The organism is Candidatus Nitrospira allomarina (assembly GCF_032050975.1).
GTDB lineage: Bacteria > Nitrospirota > Nitrospiria > Nitrospirales > UBA8639 > Nitrospira_E > Nitrospira_E allomarina.
The window spans coordinates 46,840-62,773 of sequence record NZ_CP116967.1; the positions used below are offsets into that span (position 1 = coordinate 46,840).

Below are 15,934 nucleotides of genomic sequence, written 5' to 3' on the forward strand. Positions count from 1 at the left end.
GCGCATTTCTATTATTTCGCGATTTGCTCAAGAAACACACCCACGATAAGATATCATGTAAGTTGATATGATTTCAGCCAAGATGAAGGATGGCAAAAGAGCCTTGGCACCATCTCCCCCAAGGAAAAATCTTACTTCATACCATGGAGGCCTCGTATGCGCTACCTCCCAAGTTTATTGCTCACGCTTTCTCTAGTTCTCTTTTCCTCTACCAGCACCTCTGCTTCCCCATCGATTTCTACGGCCATCGATCGGTTTGTCTCAAACCTCTACCCCAAGGGCAGCCATTACTTCTGGGTGATCAATAACACCACAACCGAGTCTCCCGAAGAAATGATTGTCGATCTCAACACTAGTGTCAGAAATTTACCGGAGGATGAACCGACGGAGAGTCGGTTTTTATTATTGGTTGTCGAAGGAGAACTGCTTGCGGCTCAGAAAATTCCGTTAAACGCTATTGTGGATTGTCAGAGTGACGAGGAAGTGTAGTTAATAAACAAATTCAGGTATAAAAAAGCCCCATCCTTTGAAATAGGATGGGGCTTTTTTATACAAAATTACGTCCAAGCAATAGCTACTTGGTCAGAATCAATAACTGTCCACCCAGGTGGGCTGCATGTAATTGACACTTGTAGTTCAATAAATTGTTCGAGGTCACATACGTGAGATCACTCATGGGAATACCGATATATTTGGTTTCCCCAGGTGCCAAAACCAGCTTAATATGCATCGACGTTGGAGCGGCAAAAGCTGAATCAGCGGAAAGCTCAAAACCATGTTCTTTGTCCATATTGTTGGTTACTTTGAACAAAATAGGTCTTCCTGCTCTCCCACCTGTCGCAGAGGCCACAAGACTCAAGATGGATGTCGCGGGGTACCAGACTTTCTTTCCACCAATTTCCATGGCATTAAACTCAAGATCAACATCCAATTTTGTAAACGGCTGGCCCACGACTGACCCCGTTTCAAGGTCACCAATTTCCACACCACCGGACTGTAACGCAAATGCGCCTGAACTACCGACCGCAACGAAAACCGCACTTAAAAGGACGGATAGAAGCACTCTGTGCATCGCCTACCTCCTCATGAGAAGCTGTTGATAATGAAGGTTTTACCTAAGAACGCAAGCCAATTTTCTGATTTATATGGTTTAAGTTTCAACAAGAGGGTTGGTTATAGCATATGGCATTCTTCGACGCAAGAAGGTTTTTATCATTGTGATTCATGTCGGATAAAAACAAAAAAGTGCTTTCTAAGTTCCTTTCAGAAGAGAATCAAAGATTCCTCAACCATTTTTAAATAATTTTAAATAATTTCTTTGTGAAATAAGTCTTTTCTTCCATGGTGTCGGAGTTTTTGAGACAAGAGATACTTTTTGTGACATTTTCCTCCTAATCTCAATGGACTTTTGTCTCCAATTTCTCCAATCACCTTACTTACAATAGCCCACCATGGATGAATGGCCACTTTACAAATAAGCCCCAAAAGAACCATCAACAATACAAAGGGATGAATAGCGTCTCCTTGACTTTCTCTTGTGATAAACCCCACTAAATCGACACTGATTATCCATGCACAAACATATTATGTTCCCGCTCCCATCCAATGGACGATTCAGGCCCATGTCCAGGTATTACGAGGGTACTTTCTTTAAGGGTGTACAAACGCTCTCGAATCGATTGCTCAATTACCTGGCCATCTCCACCCCACAGGTCGGTTCTGCCAATTCCACCACGAAACAAGGTGTCTCCGGAAAACACCAGATTTTGGCTTTCAAAGAAAAAACATACCGACCCAGGAGTATGGCCAGGAGTATGGATCACGATTCCAGAATAGGAACCCACACGCACCTCTGATTCATCTTTAATCCAGCGGTCCGGCGGAGGGGCAGGCACATATGGGATGCTGAACATTCGGCATTGAATTTCCAGCATGTCCCAAAGATTTTGATCCTGGGAATGCAAGTACAGAGGTGCCCCCGTCGCTTGCTTAATATGACCGGAGGCTAAAAAATGGTCAAAATGAGCATGGGTATGCAAAACGGAGGTGACGGTGAATCCCAGGGCATCAATTTCCTTGAGTATGCGCTCAGGATTCCCGCCTGGGTCCACCACAATGGCCTGCTTAGTTTCTTTGTCACCGATAATCGAACAATTACATGAAAGTGGAGGGACGGGGAAAGTTATCCGAATGAGCTGATTCATCGCGATCTCCTTAAAGCGGCACTGATAAGGCAGTGGATTAAACTTGAATGAACACCTACTTTAGTGCAGATTTACACAATTTCCCACTGGAATTTCAGACAAATCCTCTTCTTTAAAATATGCCTCAATATTGAAGTTTGAAATAAGAACAGTTTAAGCCTAAAATACCTAATAAAAGGTACCCATTTGATCCAACCACAACACAATCTTCCCTACACGGATATGCTGAGCCGGTGAAAACTCAAGCATTCCAGCGCTGCCCAACATCCCAGCAGAGGCCAGATATTCTCCCCTGCCCAAGAAGCAAAGCCCTATTCATTGGTGCAGGGATGCTCATCTTTATGCTGATGGGTTGTCCTCAAAATAACTCCGGGCTTGAAGAAGAAAATATTCAGCTCAAAAAGCAGGCCATCAAACTGGAGTCGGTTATTCATTCCCTCCAAGAGGGAAACAAAGTTATGCAGCAACAAATCGACTTGCTGAATCAAGAATCTAGAAAAACTGCAGAATCCTATGAATCTCAGCTACGAGATGCAGAAGTGACCCACCAGGAACAACTTCGAGACGCACAGGCTCAAATGGCTGAATTGGCGAATAGCCCAAAAAAAGATGGAGCCAGGATTAAAACCTTGGAACAAGAACACCGAAAGTTGGAAGGAGAAAACAAATGGCTCAGGAGCCAACGGGACCAGATGAGGAAGACACTGACTCTTCATCAAATTGGTGGTCAAAGTCAGGAGTTGCCGTTTCCCTATTCCTCGGCTTCAGAAATCATAGAAGGCGCACTCACAAAAAATGGCTATTCAATACTTGCCAGCATGCAAACAGATCAAAAGGCCGTCTATATTACTGATCGCAAAACGTCTCTTCCTCCTTCGCTGGAACTATCAGGCTTTCGCAACCAATACCTCCTCGCGATTGAGAAAGGACCTTCCGATCATACTACTATCTGGGTCCGTGCCGAATTTGAAAAACTTTCCAAAAACGGGCAGATGTTCTCAGCCCAGCAATCTGAAATCACCGACATCGAATTACGCCTCATTCAAGAAATCCATCAAGCCCTGTCTACCGGAGCGGCAGCCCAGGCCAAGAACTTTTAAATTCCTGGCAAGCAGAAGCCCTCAACCCAGCATTCAACCAATCTACCCAAACTCCTTCTATCGACCAGGTCACTGAAAAACAGAACCAATTTTGCCGGTTACAGTCATGGGTTCGTCGATGGCCCCTGAGACGCGAGGAGATAGCCCTGGGCAAGCAACTCGGCTTCCTGTTTGACAAGTGAACTCGCCCCAGGAAACACCTGACCGATAAATTCCACAAATACATTAATTTTGAGCAGGAAAAAATCATATTCGGATTCAGATGTTCGAGGATGGGCAAACCAAAATTCAACGAATTGTTCCAAGGAAATCCCATATTGATCCAAAATAGCACAGGCACTGGGAAACATTACCTTCACATCTCCACCCCATGAGAGAATCTCATATGGTAAATACTGAGTCGCATACACATGAAGCCCCTCCTTCATTTCGGCATCCCATTGGCTAGGAACATCCAGCCGGCCACTCAGGACTTCACTGACCAATGCCATGCATTCTCTATATTGGCGGGTTAATACATCACGAGTTTCCCGAGAAGGCTCGACGTTTTCTACTGGACAGGTTGCTGCCTTCTGAAGATTTGTGGCGGGCGAAGGTACCCGAGCAGGCACATGCACAAAGGGCTCCATCATCTTCAATACCGTTTTCATTTCCCGACAAATGAGCGGTATTGTCTTATTATCGACTTCTAAGGCGATGCCTTTCAGATTGAGTAGACGAGATTCCCTTATCACCCGAGCCAAAAGCATAAGTAATTCGTCCGGAATGGGAGCTTCATGGGCGTCGATCCAATCCGGAGGATTCTCAAATGGTCCTGACCCCACATGTGTCGGTATATGCGGATGGCAATCCAGACCTGCGATATGAATTTGGATCACTCTCTCCAGGGGAAATCTCTTAAGAAAATCTTCGAAAAATGATTCCAGGCACTGGTTCCGCCAAGCACCCGAATATCGATAGACCGTCCAAACATGCCCTAGATCCAGGACCAACCCACAGGGCGCTTTGCCGGTAATGTTGGAGAAAAATTCTGCATACGGCATTTCACCCATCAAAAAATAGGTTAATGGTGGGTTCTCCAAAAGCAGCAATGGCGAATTAGCCTGGGGCCCCCATGCACATTCATCAAGCTGCAACTGAACGTTCCACGCCTGGTAAGCCGTAATGTCAGCAGAAGCTCTGGTAAAAACAGGAGGCAAATAGGTCCCAAATGAAAGACCGGCTATTTCTTTGGCCGCACATTCTTGATTGACCCAATGAGCCTTTAACATTCGAAGATTGCAGGCGATAGCCCGTAATCGCCCTTGAGAATTGTATGCGGTGTCCCAATCAGGTTGCGTGACCCAAACCCCTTCGGCATGGTAAGCCAAAGGAGTGTCAGGAAACCGAGCTCGAACCATCTCCAAAGCTTCAGAAGCCGCATGAAAAATTTCAAGATAACCCATAGGGATTTGTTCACGTCGAAGTTCCTGATACAAGTCAAAGACATCAGGAGAATACACATCCACCGATAAGCCCACACCCAGAAATGGAATCCTGCCTGCGCGCCGAAGAAACTCTTCATGGACAGCCTCTCGACGTGATGGGTCGGTTGAATAGCTCAAACGTTTCTTCATTTCAGGGACTTAAGAAGCATTAGGAAGGAACAATTTCCGAGGAGGACATTTAAAAAATGCCCGTCCGGCAAGCTCAAAATTACAAGAACGAAGAAGGATTAGGAAGGAGGCGTGATCACAGCCGCGTGGCGAACGCGCTGGGGTTGCCATTGTTCGCTACTTTTTCTTTATTGTCAGTAGCAGAACACTCACACCCATCGCTTACACTTCCCAAGAGTCTTCTAAGATCAGTCGAAGGCGCAAAACCTCCGGGAAGGACCTGAAATTAGGACGCTCGAGACGCTCGAAAGGATTGTCCGGCTTGGAGATACCGGTGAATCCCGGCCGCAGACTTTCTTCCTTCTGCAATTGCCCAGACAATCAGTGACGCACCCCGCTTGGTGTCTCCGGTGGCAAACACCCCATCCACACTAGTCATGAAGTGTTCATCAACGGCAACATTCCCTCGAGGATCATATTGAAGCCCAAAAGAATCCAGGAGGCCGTTCTTCACCGGCCCGATAAACCCCATCGCCAACAACACCAGGTCCACATTTATCTTGATCTCGGACCCCGGCACAGGAACCACCTTCCCATTCTCAAAATTCACACGGGTCGCATGCAAACTAGTCAGATGTCCGTTTTCCCCTGAAAATTTTGTGGTGGCAATACTCCATTCACGATCACACCCTTCCTCGTGGGCATGAGACGTTCGTAATTGCATCGGCCATAAGGGCCATGGTGTCGACACAGCCCGAGTCGGTGGCGGTTGGGGTAGTAACTCGAATTGATGGGCTTCCAGGCACCCTTGACGATGAGCCGTTCCCAGACAATCTGAGCCGGTATCACCACCACCAATAATGACCACCCGTTTGCCCTGAGCCGATATGTGCTCCCCAGGAACGGTATCCCCGGCCACTCGCTTATTCTGCTGGGTCAGATAGTCCATGGCGAGATGAACGCCTTTAAGGTCTCTCCCTGGAACCGGCAATTCTCTCGGTTGCTCAGCTCCCATTGCAAGTAACACGGCATCATATTCATGACGGAGGTCCTGAACGGTGGCGTCCACACCCACACACACGCCAGTCTGAAACGTCACACCCTCCTTTCGCATTTGCTCCAAACGCCGGTCTAATACCCACTTCTCCATTTTGAAATCCGGGATTCCATAGCGAAGCAAGCCTCCAATCCGATCAGCCTTCTCCAAAACTGTGACTTCATGCCCCGTCCGGGCTAATTGTTGTGCCGCGGCCAATCCTGCTGGACCCGACCCGACAATCGCAACGCGCTTCCCGGAAGAACCAACCGGTAACACCGGTTCGACCCAACCTTCCTCAAATCCTTTATCAATAATATTCCATTCAATGACACGAATGGAGACCGGATCGCTATTAATGCCTAACACACATGCCGATTCGCATGGAGCCGGACATAGGCGCCCGGTGAACTCAGGAAAGTTATTGGTCGCATGAAGCGCTTTAAGGGCATCTTTCCATCGACCTCGATGCACGAGATCATTCCATTCCGGGATCAAATTTTCCACAGGACAACCGGCGGGACTTTGGCAAAATGGCACACCACAGTCCATACAGCGGGCCCCTTGAACTTTTAACTTTTCGTCCGGAAATGGGTCATACAATTCCTTCCAATCTAGAACCCGCTCCGCAACCGGCCGTCGTTGAGGTCCTTCCCGTTTATATTTCAAAAACCCACGAGGATCAGCCACGGGTCACCGCCTCACGTTTCCGTTGAGCATGCTCTTTGGCCAAAGCCGTTTTCCGTTCCTGCAGCACTCGCTTGTAATCACTCGGCATGACTTTGACAAATTTCGGCAACATCATATCCCACGATTCCAGCACCCGCTTGGCATTGACACTTTGGGTGTGCCGAAAATGGGCTTCAATCATCGCACGTAGGGTCTGTTGGTCTTCGGATGACACGACAGGCTCTAATTCCACCATGCCCATATTGCAACGTGCAGGGAATTGTCCATCCTCATCTAAGACATAAGCGTCCCCTCCGGACATCCCTGCTGCAAAATTTCGTCCCGTTTTCCCCAGAACCACCACCACCCCCCCGGTCATATATTCACACCCATGATCGCCGGTTCCATCGATAACAGCTCGTGCGCCACTATTCCGAACAGCAAACCGTTCTCCCGCAATGCCATAAAAATACCCTTCACCACCAGTCGCCCCATATAAGGACGTGTTCCCGATCAGAATCGTGTCTTCCGGCAAATACGTCACCCCTTTCGGGGGAACTACAATAATGGTTCCTCCAGAGAGGCCCTTTCCCAAATAGTCATTCGATTCACCTTCCAGAGTCAGCGTAATACCCTTTGACAAAAATGCTCCAAAGGATTGTCCGGCCGATCCGGTAAATTTAATCCGAATCGTGTCGGGAGGAAGCCCTTCCGGCCCATACCGGCGTGCAATGTGGCTTGACAGAACAGTACCGGTGGTCCGGTTCACATTTCGTATGGGCAGATCCAGCGAAACAGGGTCACCCCGGTCAATGGCAGATTGACACAATTCTACCAATTGATTATCTAAAATTTCTTTCAGACCGTGATCTTGTGCTTGCACACAGGAGGTGGCCACTTCAGGTCCGACATTCGGCTTCACCAATAACGGAGATAAATCCAATCCTTTGGCTTTCCAATGATCCACAGCTTTTTGCACTTTGAGCTTGTCCACCCGTCCGATCATCTCGCGCATGGTCCTAAATCCGAGTTTTGCCATCAGGGAACGGATCTCTTCTGCCACAAACATAAAGAAGTTCACAACATGTTCTGGTTTTCCCGTAAATTGTTTTCGTAACTCCTCATCTTGGGTAGCCACTCCTACCGGACAGGTATTGAGGTGGCATTTCCTCATCATGATGCATCCTTCAACAATGAGGGGGGCCGTGGAAAAACCGAACTCTTCCGCTCCCAAAAGGGTTGCAATGACCACATCACGCCCAGTTTTCATTTGGCCGTCGGTTTCCACTCGAATTCGTCCACGCAGATTATTGAGCACGAGCGTCTGATGGGTTTCCGCCAGACCTAATTCCCAGGGGACTCCCGCGTACTTAATGGACGATAAGGGAGACGCCCCCGTTCCTCCGGAATCTCCACTTATGAGAACCTTATCGGCATGAGCCTTTGCCACGCCTGCAGCCACGGTTCCAACTCCGACCTCTGCCACGAGTTTTACGGAAATCGCGGCTTCAGGATTGGAATTTTTAAGGTCGAAAATGAGTTGTTTCAGATCTTCAATGGAATAAATATCATGATGGGGAGGAGGAGAGATCAGTTGCACGCCAGGCGTGGAATAGCGAAGTTTGGCAATAAATTCATCGACTTTGTGTCCCGGCAATTGCCCGCCCTCGCCGGGCTTGGCACCCTGGGCCATTTTAATTTGTAACTCCTTGGCATTCACCAGGTAATGCGCCGTTACCCCAAAACGACCCGATGCCACTTGCTTAATATAAGAATTCTTGGAATCGCCGTTCGGCAAAGGTGTAAATCGCTCCGGATCCTCACCACCTTCGCCGGTATTGCTTTTGGCGCCTATGCGATTCATGGCAATGGCCAAAGTCTCATGCGCTTCTTTGCTGATTGCCCCAAACGACATGGCTCCGGTGGTAAATCGCTTCACAATTTCGCTGGCAGGCTCCACGTCTTCAAGAGCGACCGGTTCGCCCGCCCAGTTAAACTCAAACAGTCCGCGAAGATTGGAGCGCCGTTGATCCTCTTTATTCACCAGGGCTGAAAAATCCGCATAGGCTTTGGCATCATTCGCCCGCGAGGCATGCTGAAGTTTGTAAATGGTTTCAGGATTCCAATTATGGTGCTCTCCCTGAATCCGGTAATGAATCTCGCCGCCAAAATCTAGATGCCGCATGGGGACCGGACGATACGCCAGCGCATGTCGGCGCAAGGTCTCTTCCCCCACCTCACTGAGACCAATTCCTTCGATCCGTGAAGCCGTTCCGGTAAAGAACCGATCAATCAGTTCGCTATTCAGGCCAATGGCCTCAAAAATTTGAGCTCCACAATAGGACTGGACTGTGGAAATTCCCATCTTCGAGAATATTTTCAGCAATCCTTTATTGACCGCCTTAATGAACTTTGATTCAGCCGTTGCCGCATCCACGCTTTCAGGAAAATACCCTTCCCGTTCCATATCCACGAGGGACTCAAACACCAAATAAGGATTGATGGCCCCGGCTCCATAACCGATAAGACAGGCGAAATGATGCACATCACGCGGTTCACCTGTTTCCAGAATCAGGCCGACCTCTGTCCGGGTTTCTTCTCGAACCAGATGATGATGCACAGCCGAAACACCTAATAGACTAGGAATGGGCGCCCACTCGGCATTGACGCCTCTATCGCTCAAAATAAGAAACTTTTCGCCATCCTTAATGGCTTTTGAGGCTTGCTGGCATAATTGATCAAGAGCGGCCGCCATGCCCTCTGGTCCTTCCACAACTTTAAAAAGCAAGGACAGTGTCTTACTTTTAAAGTGAGGATCCCCAATCATGCGAATCTTTTGCAGATCAACATTGCTAAGGATCGGTTGCTGCAATTTGATTCTTCGGCATGCCTCTGGAATCTCTGCAATGACATTCGGTTTTGGCCCGATGTTGGTGACAAGAGACATCACCAGATGCTCACGGATCGGGTCGATAGGAGGATTCGTCACCTGAGCAAACAATTGTTTGAAGTATTTAAAAAGAAGTTGGGGCCGTTCGGACAACACGGCTAAAGGGGTATCCGTTCCCATTGAAGAAATAGGCTCTTCACCCGTGACTGCCATTGGGATCAACACCATTTTCAACTCTTCTACGGTGAACCCGAAGGCTTGCTGACGTTGGCGTAGCGTCGGGTGATCGGGTTGCGGCACATTGAGTGGCTCAGGCAGTTCATCTAAGGATACCCGATATTGCGTTAACCATTGTCGATAGGGCTTACGTTTGGTGATATCGGCTTTAATTTCCTCGTCGTCAAGAATACGTCCCTGGACGGTATCCACAACAAACATGCGACCCGGTTGCAGACGTCCCTTCATGCGAATGGTCTTAGGATCAACCGGAAGCACTCCCGCCTCTGAAGCCAACACCACGACATCATCTTTGGTGATTTGATAACGACAGGGACGCAGACCATTCCGATCCAAGGTGGCACCCACGAGCTTTCCATCCGTAAAGCACACCGCCGCAGGTCCATCCCACGGTTCCATCACCGCCGCGTGATATTCATAAAACCCTCGACGGTCAAAATCCATTTGGGGATTTCCCACCCACGGTTCCGGAATCAGCATCATCATGGCATGGGGTAAGGACCGGCCGGCCATTACCAAAAATTCTATGGCATTATCCAAACAGGCCGAATCGCTTTGCGTGGAATCATCAATGATGGGAAATAACTTTTTGAGATCATCCCCGAACAGATCAGAGGCAAGCCTCCCCTGTCGGGCGCGCATCCAATTAACATTCCCTTTCAAAGTATTAATTTCGCCATTATGGACGGAGTAGCGGTAGGGATGGGCTAAGGCCCAGGTCGGAAACGTGTTGGTACTAAAGCGAGAATGCACCAGGGCCAGCGCCGATGTAAATGTGGGATCCGCAAGATCGGGATAAAACAGTGCAACTTGTTCCGGCAACAGCATCCCCTTATAAACAATCGTGTTTCCGGACAAACTGGAGATATAGACCCATTCCTTCCCGGGGAGAGCTGATTCGCGAATGGCACGGGTTATTCGTTTACGAATGACATACAGCTTACGTTCAAACTGCATGGGATTCAGTAATTCACGTGCCACAAAAAACTGTCGAATGACGGGCATCGTTTGTCGAGCTTGATCTCCTATTTGATCCTCTTTGGCCGGCACATCCCGCCACCCCAAAAAATGCTGCCCCTCTTCACGTACGATCGTTTCAAAGATGGCTTCGCACTGTTGCCTGGTCCTGGCATCCTGCGGCAAAAATACCATGCCGACCCCATAGGCTCCGGCTACAGGAAGGTCGACGCCCGTTTCGGCGGCAACCCGATGAAAAAATTCGTGGGGTATCTGAGAGAGAATTCCTGCTCCATCACCGGTACATGGGTCACACCCTTGTGCACCCCGATGAGTGAGATTTTTATTGACCTCCAGACCCTTCTCTATGATGTCATGTGATTTTTGCCCCTTCATATGGGCCACAAACCCGATTCCACAGCCATCATGCTCATTTCCGGGATGGTAGAGGCCTTGAACTGAAGGAAATCCAGGGAGATTCCACACTGGTTGATTAGTCACCTGTTTCACGTTTCACCTAAAATGTTGTTGGCCATCATTAAAAAGGAGATTAAGGCACGCTACCCCTTAATAGAGTCTCTATGGGCCATGGTGTCGTTGTGTGGTCCCGGAGAGCGACGGAAGAAAAGGGAAGTCTAAAACAAAATTGTAAACGACAAGATTAATGGATGGTCAAAAAATCTGTCAAGACGATCCATTTTCCGGTACGCAATATTTCCCTCACATGCATGCGGGTTTTCAAAAAATGCTGATTGATTTCCAAGCTATGGTTCAGCTTGACAATCCACAGGCTAGCCCCTAGTATCGCCGCCATGCATCAGGAACCAGCCCTAAGAGACCTGGAGTCCATGGAGGATGTGTGGGAAGCCTTTCGGCCGGACCTCATTGAGGTTGAAAGCCAAATTACCACACACCTTGAATCGCATGCCCCCCTCATCAATACCGTCGCTGGGCACATCTTTGCCAGCGGAGGAAAACGCATCCGCCCCCTGCTCCTGATTCTCTGTGCCCGACTCTGTGGATTTCTTCAAAAAGATTTTTTGTTGCTGGGCAGTCTCGTCGAATTTATCCATACGGCCACGTTGCTACATGACGATGTGTTAGATGAAGCCGATCTTAGACGGGGACAACCCACTGCGAGAAAAATCTGGGGCAATCAAGCCAGTATTCTGGTGGGGGATTATTTATATTCCCAGGCCATGGCCCTGATTGCCACCTTTCACAACCATGGTATCAACGAAGCCTTAGCGGATGCTTGCCGAAAGATGGCAGAAGGGGAAGTCCTTCAACTCTGCGCCAACAGTCAACCGCACCTGTCTGAGGCCGCCTATCTTAAAATTGTTGAATATAAAACTGCTGCCCTGGTCGCTGCCTCCTGTAAGGTCGGGGCGATCGTGGGAGGTGCCTCGATAGAAGAACAAGCCGCCCTCTATCGGTTTGGCTACCATCTTGGAATGGCATTCCAATTGGCTGATGATCGCTTGGATTATTCCGCAGATCGGGCAAAGCTCGGCAAAGCCCTTGGTCAGGATATTCGCCAGGGTATGATTACCATTCCCCTACTTCACCTTCTCCAGACTTGTTCCCCCCAAGACAACCAATGGATCACTGAAAAGATCTTAGCACATGCCATAGAGGATGAAGACGTCACGAAAATCATCCAATTAATGCAGAAACAAGGTTCTCTGTCCTATTCCACTGCTCGAGCGCGAGAATACGTAGAAGCCGCGGCCCTCGACCTTGAACCGTTCCCCGCCTGTATGGCCAAACGTTCTCTCTCTATCACCGCCTGCTACATGGTCAACCGCGACCAATAATACCCCAATACCCCCCAAAATTATTCGTAGTTCCCTTTTCGAAGTATTTGAATCGAGAATTGGCTCATTCTTCGCCTAAGTCGATCCTACACCTCCTGCTTTTCCGACCAGTTTTTAGCGGAAACCCATTTTAGCTTTTGAAAATCACCAAAACGTTTTTTTAAGACAACGCGTCTTACTCGTTTATCAAATTACCATGTCTAAACGGTTATTTGATGTTGCCGGGTCTCGCCCCGGCAGGCGAGGTCCTTTTGTTTCGGCAAAAGGACCCAAAACCATTGACGCCCAGTCCGACCTCATAAGATAGGACGGCCGCGGGATACAAGAGGGCGGTCCAACTCGCTCCGCTCAGACAAGGCCCGCCGAGATAGAAGAGCGTCCGTCCCCATGGTCGGACAGCAGGCGTCGGAAACAAATGCCCATCACACCAAGGGAAAAGCGGCTGGCAGGCGCTGTACCAAAGGCACGGAGCAAATGGAGAGTTCCATTTTTGCTCAAAAAGTGGACAGGAAGGATCCCATCTACCAATCTATATACAGAATGGGGTATTCGGTACCATTTTTGTCTTGGTGTGATAGTTCATAGTTATTTGATCTATCACCTAACGGATCGGGCTTACCTAAGTTGTACAACTCCAATGGCCTTATCTATGCCTTCAACTTTCATCTTATACGACGCACCCTGATTGTAGATTAGGACCGAGGGCATGAAGCTATAGTGATAATGATACCAATATTCCGTCTGCTGCCAGATTTGTCCGTTTAACAGCTTAACGATCGTCTCTCCTTCCCAACCCTCGAAATCTCCATCGATCTGGCTTTTGATTACATTGGGGACTGCTCGGCTCGGCGGCGCTTGCTTAACAGTTTCCTTGGCGCCCTCAGCCTTGCCGAAATCGAACCCGTTGCGGAAGGTCTGGATTAGAGCTAGACGTAGCGCCTCCTTCTCTTCGGGGGTTAACTTGGTGATACCCAGGGCCAACTGCTGTGATGAGGTCAATAACTTATCGAGGGTGATTTCCTGGTACGTTTCGGCCCACGAAATCGCTGAGAAGTGCAAAGCGATTACAATCGTACATGCGAGACATCGTTTCATCATTTCAGATGTCACGCCTGCCGTCCGGCCCCATGGGTGGACGCTCAAAAAATCGGTGGGACTTGTCTGAGCGGAGCGAGTTGGCCCGCCATAAGTAAGGGACATTATCTCACAGTCTCCCCTGGCCTCGTGGTGTGGCCGAGCAGTGCAGCCGACACCGGAGAAAAGGCGCGCAGTGTTTGAGCGCAGCGAGTTTGCGCGCCGCCGGAGTCGGCGAACCGCGCAGGGGACCCGAAGGGCCACACCACGGCCAACAGGGTTTTGGCTACTTTTGCCGAAACAAAAGTGGCTCGGCTGCCGGGCCGAGAACCGGCATCTACCGAAATGCCCCTTGGCGATAAAGACGCCAGAATGTCGTGAGCCCGGCCCAAATGGGATGTCGCCGCTGGGCGGGGGTCAATTCAATTTTCACTCCGGAATGCCGCTCGATTTTCCAGATAAGGTAGTCCGCCCCCCCTTGGAACGTAAAGGCGGCTTTCATAAGCCGCAAAACAGATAACACCTTCCCCTGCACTTTTCGAACAGCCCAGGCTATGCGATTCTTGATATATTCCCACCTGGAATGTTCCATCTCATACATAGTTATGTCATCCCGCTGAATGACCTTGATCTTTGGGAAATTTCCTAAAAAGGTCGCATGGGCGACTTGTTCATAATAAGCGTGGTTACTGTCCCACAATGTTACAATTCGCCCTTTTGATTCGGCACGCAATTCGGCGCCATAACTGAGGGTCAAACCAATACTCCATGCATCCTTGGCAGAAAATTTTTGTGGCATTCGCGGAATCACGTTCCCCAAAAAGGTTAAGACCGCCCTGCCCAGCCCTAAGATAATCCGTTGACTCATCGCTTGGTTCGGACATGCCATCACAGCCGTCGGCTGCGCGAAGCGCCCCCAAAAGTATGAATGAAACCACTTTGGAGTCACACTTCGCTCAAAATCCTCTAACGAGAGCACGGCATACTTCATACGAACGATTCGCCCTTCCAGGTTCACTTCTCCATAGAACACATTCGGTGGGAGCCAACGATTGAGGAGAGCTAACCAAATAGACGGGTAGACCGAGGCATACTGATCCACAATGACATAACAATCCACTAATCCGTCCTGATCCGTTCCCACCCGCAAGCACGAGCCATATAATAAGATTCCTTGAACCGCCTGCCCGTATTTTGTAGCCAGAAAATTTCCCGCTGCTTGAATGGACGCAGGAATGGGTCGAGTGCTCGGTTGGCTAACGATTTCGAGGACTGATAGAGAACCGTCCATAACAGTTATTCGGTCTTCAGCCTGACAAATGACAGCTCGCCGGGAGAATCCAGGGTTAGAGGCTCTTCAGGCATGGAAGAGGCGTACACTTCGCCATCCAAGACAAATCCACTGTTTAACACCAAGCGAAGCTCTGAGAGGTTTTCACTGTCATAGCCATGTTCTGTCGTTGCTAAAGGATGCGTCGTTCCACGAAACAAGGTTGGTAAGGCACGCCACAAATAGCGGTACGGCACTCGAAGACTCGTATAGTGTAAAGGCCTGGATTGCTTGCCCCAAAACGGCTTCATCCCTAAAAATAAGCGATTCAAGGTGGTGACCAGCAAGACTAAATACTCATGCTGGAGAGGTGCTGATTCTCCAGTTGCCACACCCACCGTGATCGGATTCAATCCTTTTCGGGACCCGATGGCCAACGCCAATAAAAATTTCAACAGAATCAACCCTGCCCCCCATTCCCCTAACCGGCCTATCGACTGTTTGGTTTCGAGGCCTAGTTGGGTCCCATGATAAATGGCTCCGGCCCCGAAAAACATTCCATGCAGGGGCTCGCGGTTTTCTGGAAATCGAATACGAAGAACCGGTCGTGTTTCAAACGATAATCTCGGAGTCATGGCTTCGGCCTGTACTAACAATTGGTCAAGCGTGTTTGGCTCAAATTTCCCTAAACCCACATCCCCCGCAATCAGATTAGCCGTCCCTGAGGGCAACACAGCCAACCGGGGCATGACAGCAAAAGGACGATAATGAAACAAAGCTCCCAGGGTGGCTTGAATGGTCCCATCCCCTCCATTGACGACCACACAATTCACCTGGCGGTCAGCAAACATCTTCAGCGATTCTAGGATATCTGCAGGCGTGTTGACCTCAGCCCGCTGCACTTCTGGGTATTTGGTGTAAATTTCTTGGAAAAGGTCCGGCTTCCGCCTATTACGACCACTCAACGAATTATGAAGGATCCCCACATGCATCGTAGACCAGTCCAACCGACCTCAAGCGACGGCAAGGATGAAATGGGAATTATTGACATTGGGGAATACGGGCAAGACGTAATAATGTGCAAA

Annotated in this window: 11 protein-coding genes; 3 read left to right on the forward strand and 8 right to left on the reverse strand. The window is 49.1% G+C overall.

All coding sequences use genetic code 11. The features are described from left to right. Positions 1-156 precede the first annotated feature (156 nt). Positions 157-489, forward strand: a complete 333-nt coding sequence (locus PP769_RS00185) for a hypothetical protein (RefSeq protein ID WP_312643712.1) — start codon at positions 157-159, stop codon at positions 487-489. Between the two features lie 85 nt (positions 490-574). Here PP769_RS00185 and PP769_RS00190 read toward each other — a convergent pair whose 3' ends face one another. Beyond that, on the reverse strand, positions 575-1,072 hold the full coding sequence (locus PP769_RS00190) for a hypothetical protein (protein ID WP_312643714.1): 498 nt from the start codon (positions 1,070-1,072) through the stop codon (positions 575-577). Positions 1,073-1,565: 493 nt separating this feature from the next. Next, positions 1,566-2,204 (reverse strand): MBL fold metallo-hydrolase, encoded by a 639-nt coding sequence (locus PP769_RS00195; RefSeq protein WP_312643716.1) that lies wholly within the window; start codon positions 2,202-2,204, stop codon positions 1,566-1,568. Between the two features lie 341 nt (positions 2,205-2,545). Between PP769_RS00195 and PP769_RS00200 the strand changes: the two genes are divergently transcribed. Further along, a complete protein-coding gene (locus PP769_RS00200; protein WP_312643718.1) occupies positions 2,546-3,304 on the forward strand; it encodes a hypothetical protein in 759 nt (252 codons plus the stop codon). Between the two features lie 104 nt (positions 3,305-3,408). On the opposite strand, the gene PP769_RS00205 is transcribed toward PP769_RS00200, so the two are convergent. From PP769_RS00205 to gltB, 3 genes are all read right to left on the reverse strand, one after another. Next, the gene (locus PP769_RS00205) at positions 3,409-4,908 is read right to left on the reverse strand and encodes a multinuclear nonheme iron-dependent oxidase (protein WP_312643722.1); all 1,500 of its coding nucleotides are present in this window, start codon (positions 4,906-4,908) and stop codon (positions 3,409-3,411) included. A gap of 277 nt (positions 4,909-5,185) precedes the next feature. Then, positions 5,186-6,625: a glutamate synthase subunit beta gene (locus PP769_RS00210; protein WP_312643724.1), complete on the reverse strand. Its 1,440-nt coding sequence runs from the start codon at positions 6,623-6,625 to the stop codon at positions 5,186-5,188. After that, positions 6,618-11,189, reverse strand: a complete 4,572-nt coding sequence (gltB, locus tag PP769_RS00215; RefSeq protein ID WP_312643726.1) for a glutamate synthase large subunit — start codon at positions 11,187-11,189, stop codon at positions 6,618-6,620. Before gltB ends, PP769_RS00210 begins: the two co-directional genes overlap by 8 nt. 311 nt (positions 11,190-11,500) lie before the next feature. Here gltB and PP769_RS00220 point away from each other — a divergent pair, with 311 nt between their 5' ends. After that, positions 11,501-12,505 (forward strand): polyprenyl synthetase family protein, encoded by a 1,005-nt coding sequence (locus PP769_RS00220; protein WP_312643727.1) that lies wholly within the window; start codon positions 11,501-11,503, stop codon positions 12,503-12,505. Between the two features lie 615 nt (positions 12,506-13,120). Here PP769_RS00220 and PP769_RS00225 read toward each other — a convergent pair. The 3 genes from PP769_RS00225 to PP769_RS00235 all read right to left on the reverse strand — a co-directional run bounded on the left by PP769_RS00225 (position 13,121) and on the right by PP769_RS00235 (position 15,841). Beyond that, on the reverse strand, positions 13,121-13,705 hold the full coding sequence (locus PP769_RS00225) for a hypothetical protein (RefSeq protein WP_312643728.1): 585 nt from the start codon (positions 13,703-13,705) through the stop codon (positions 13,121-13,123). A gap of 211 nt (positions 13,706-13,916) precedes the next feature. After that, positions 13,917-14,870: a hypothetical protein gene (locus PP769_RS00230; protein WP_312643730.1), complete on the reverse strand. Its 954-nt coding sequence runs from the start codon at positions 14,868-14,870 to the stop codon at positions 13,917-13,919. A 5-nt stretch (positions 14,871-14,875) separates the two neighbouring features. Then, positions 14,876-15,841 (reverse strand): diacylglycerol/lipid kinase family protein, encoded by a 966-nt coding sequence (locus PP769_RS00235; RefSeq protein ID WP_312643733.1) that lies wholly within the window; start codon positions 15,839-15,841, stop codon positions 14,876-14,878. Between the last annotated feature and the right edge of the window lie 93 nt (positions 15,842-15,934).

Bases quoted from the DNA above. Each gene is read 5' to 3' on its own strand.
- PP769_RS00185 (WP_312643712.1), top strand. From the start codon at position 157: ATGCGCTACCTCCCAAGTTTATTGCTCACGCTTTCTCTAGTTCTCTTT.
- PP769_RS00190 (WP_312643714.1), bottom strand. From the start codon at position 1,072: ATGCACAGAGTGCTTCTATCCGTCCTTTTAAGTGCGGTTTTCGTTGCG.
- PP769_RS00195 (WP_312643716.1), bottom strand. From the start codon at position 2,204: ATGAATCAGCTCATTCGGATAACTTTCCCCGTCCCTCCACTTTCATGT.
- PP769_RS00200 (WP_312643718.1), top strand. From the start codon at position 2,546: ATGCTGATGGGTTGTCCTCAAAATAACTCCGGGCTTGAAGAAGAAAAT.
- PP769_RS00220 (WP_312643727.1), top strand. From the start codon at position 11,501: ATGCATCAGGAACCAGCCCTAAGAGACCTGGAGTCCATGGAGGATGTG.
- PP769_RS00225 (WP_312643728.1), bottom strand. From the start codon at position 13,705: ATGTCCCTTACTTATGGCGGGCCAACTCGCTCCGCTCAGACAAGTCCC.
- PP769_RS00230 (WP_312643730.1), bottom strand. From the start codon at position 14,870: ATGGACGGTTCTCTATCAGTCCTCGAAATCGTTAGCCAACCGAGCACT.
- PP769_RS00235 (WP_312643733.1), bottom strand. From the start codon at position 15,841: ATGCATGTGGGGATCCTTCATAATTCGTTGAGTGGTCGTAATAGGCGG.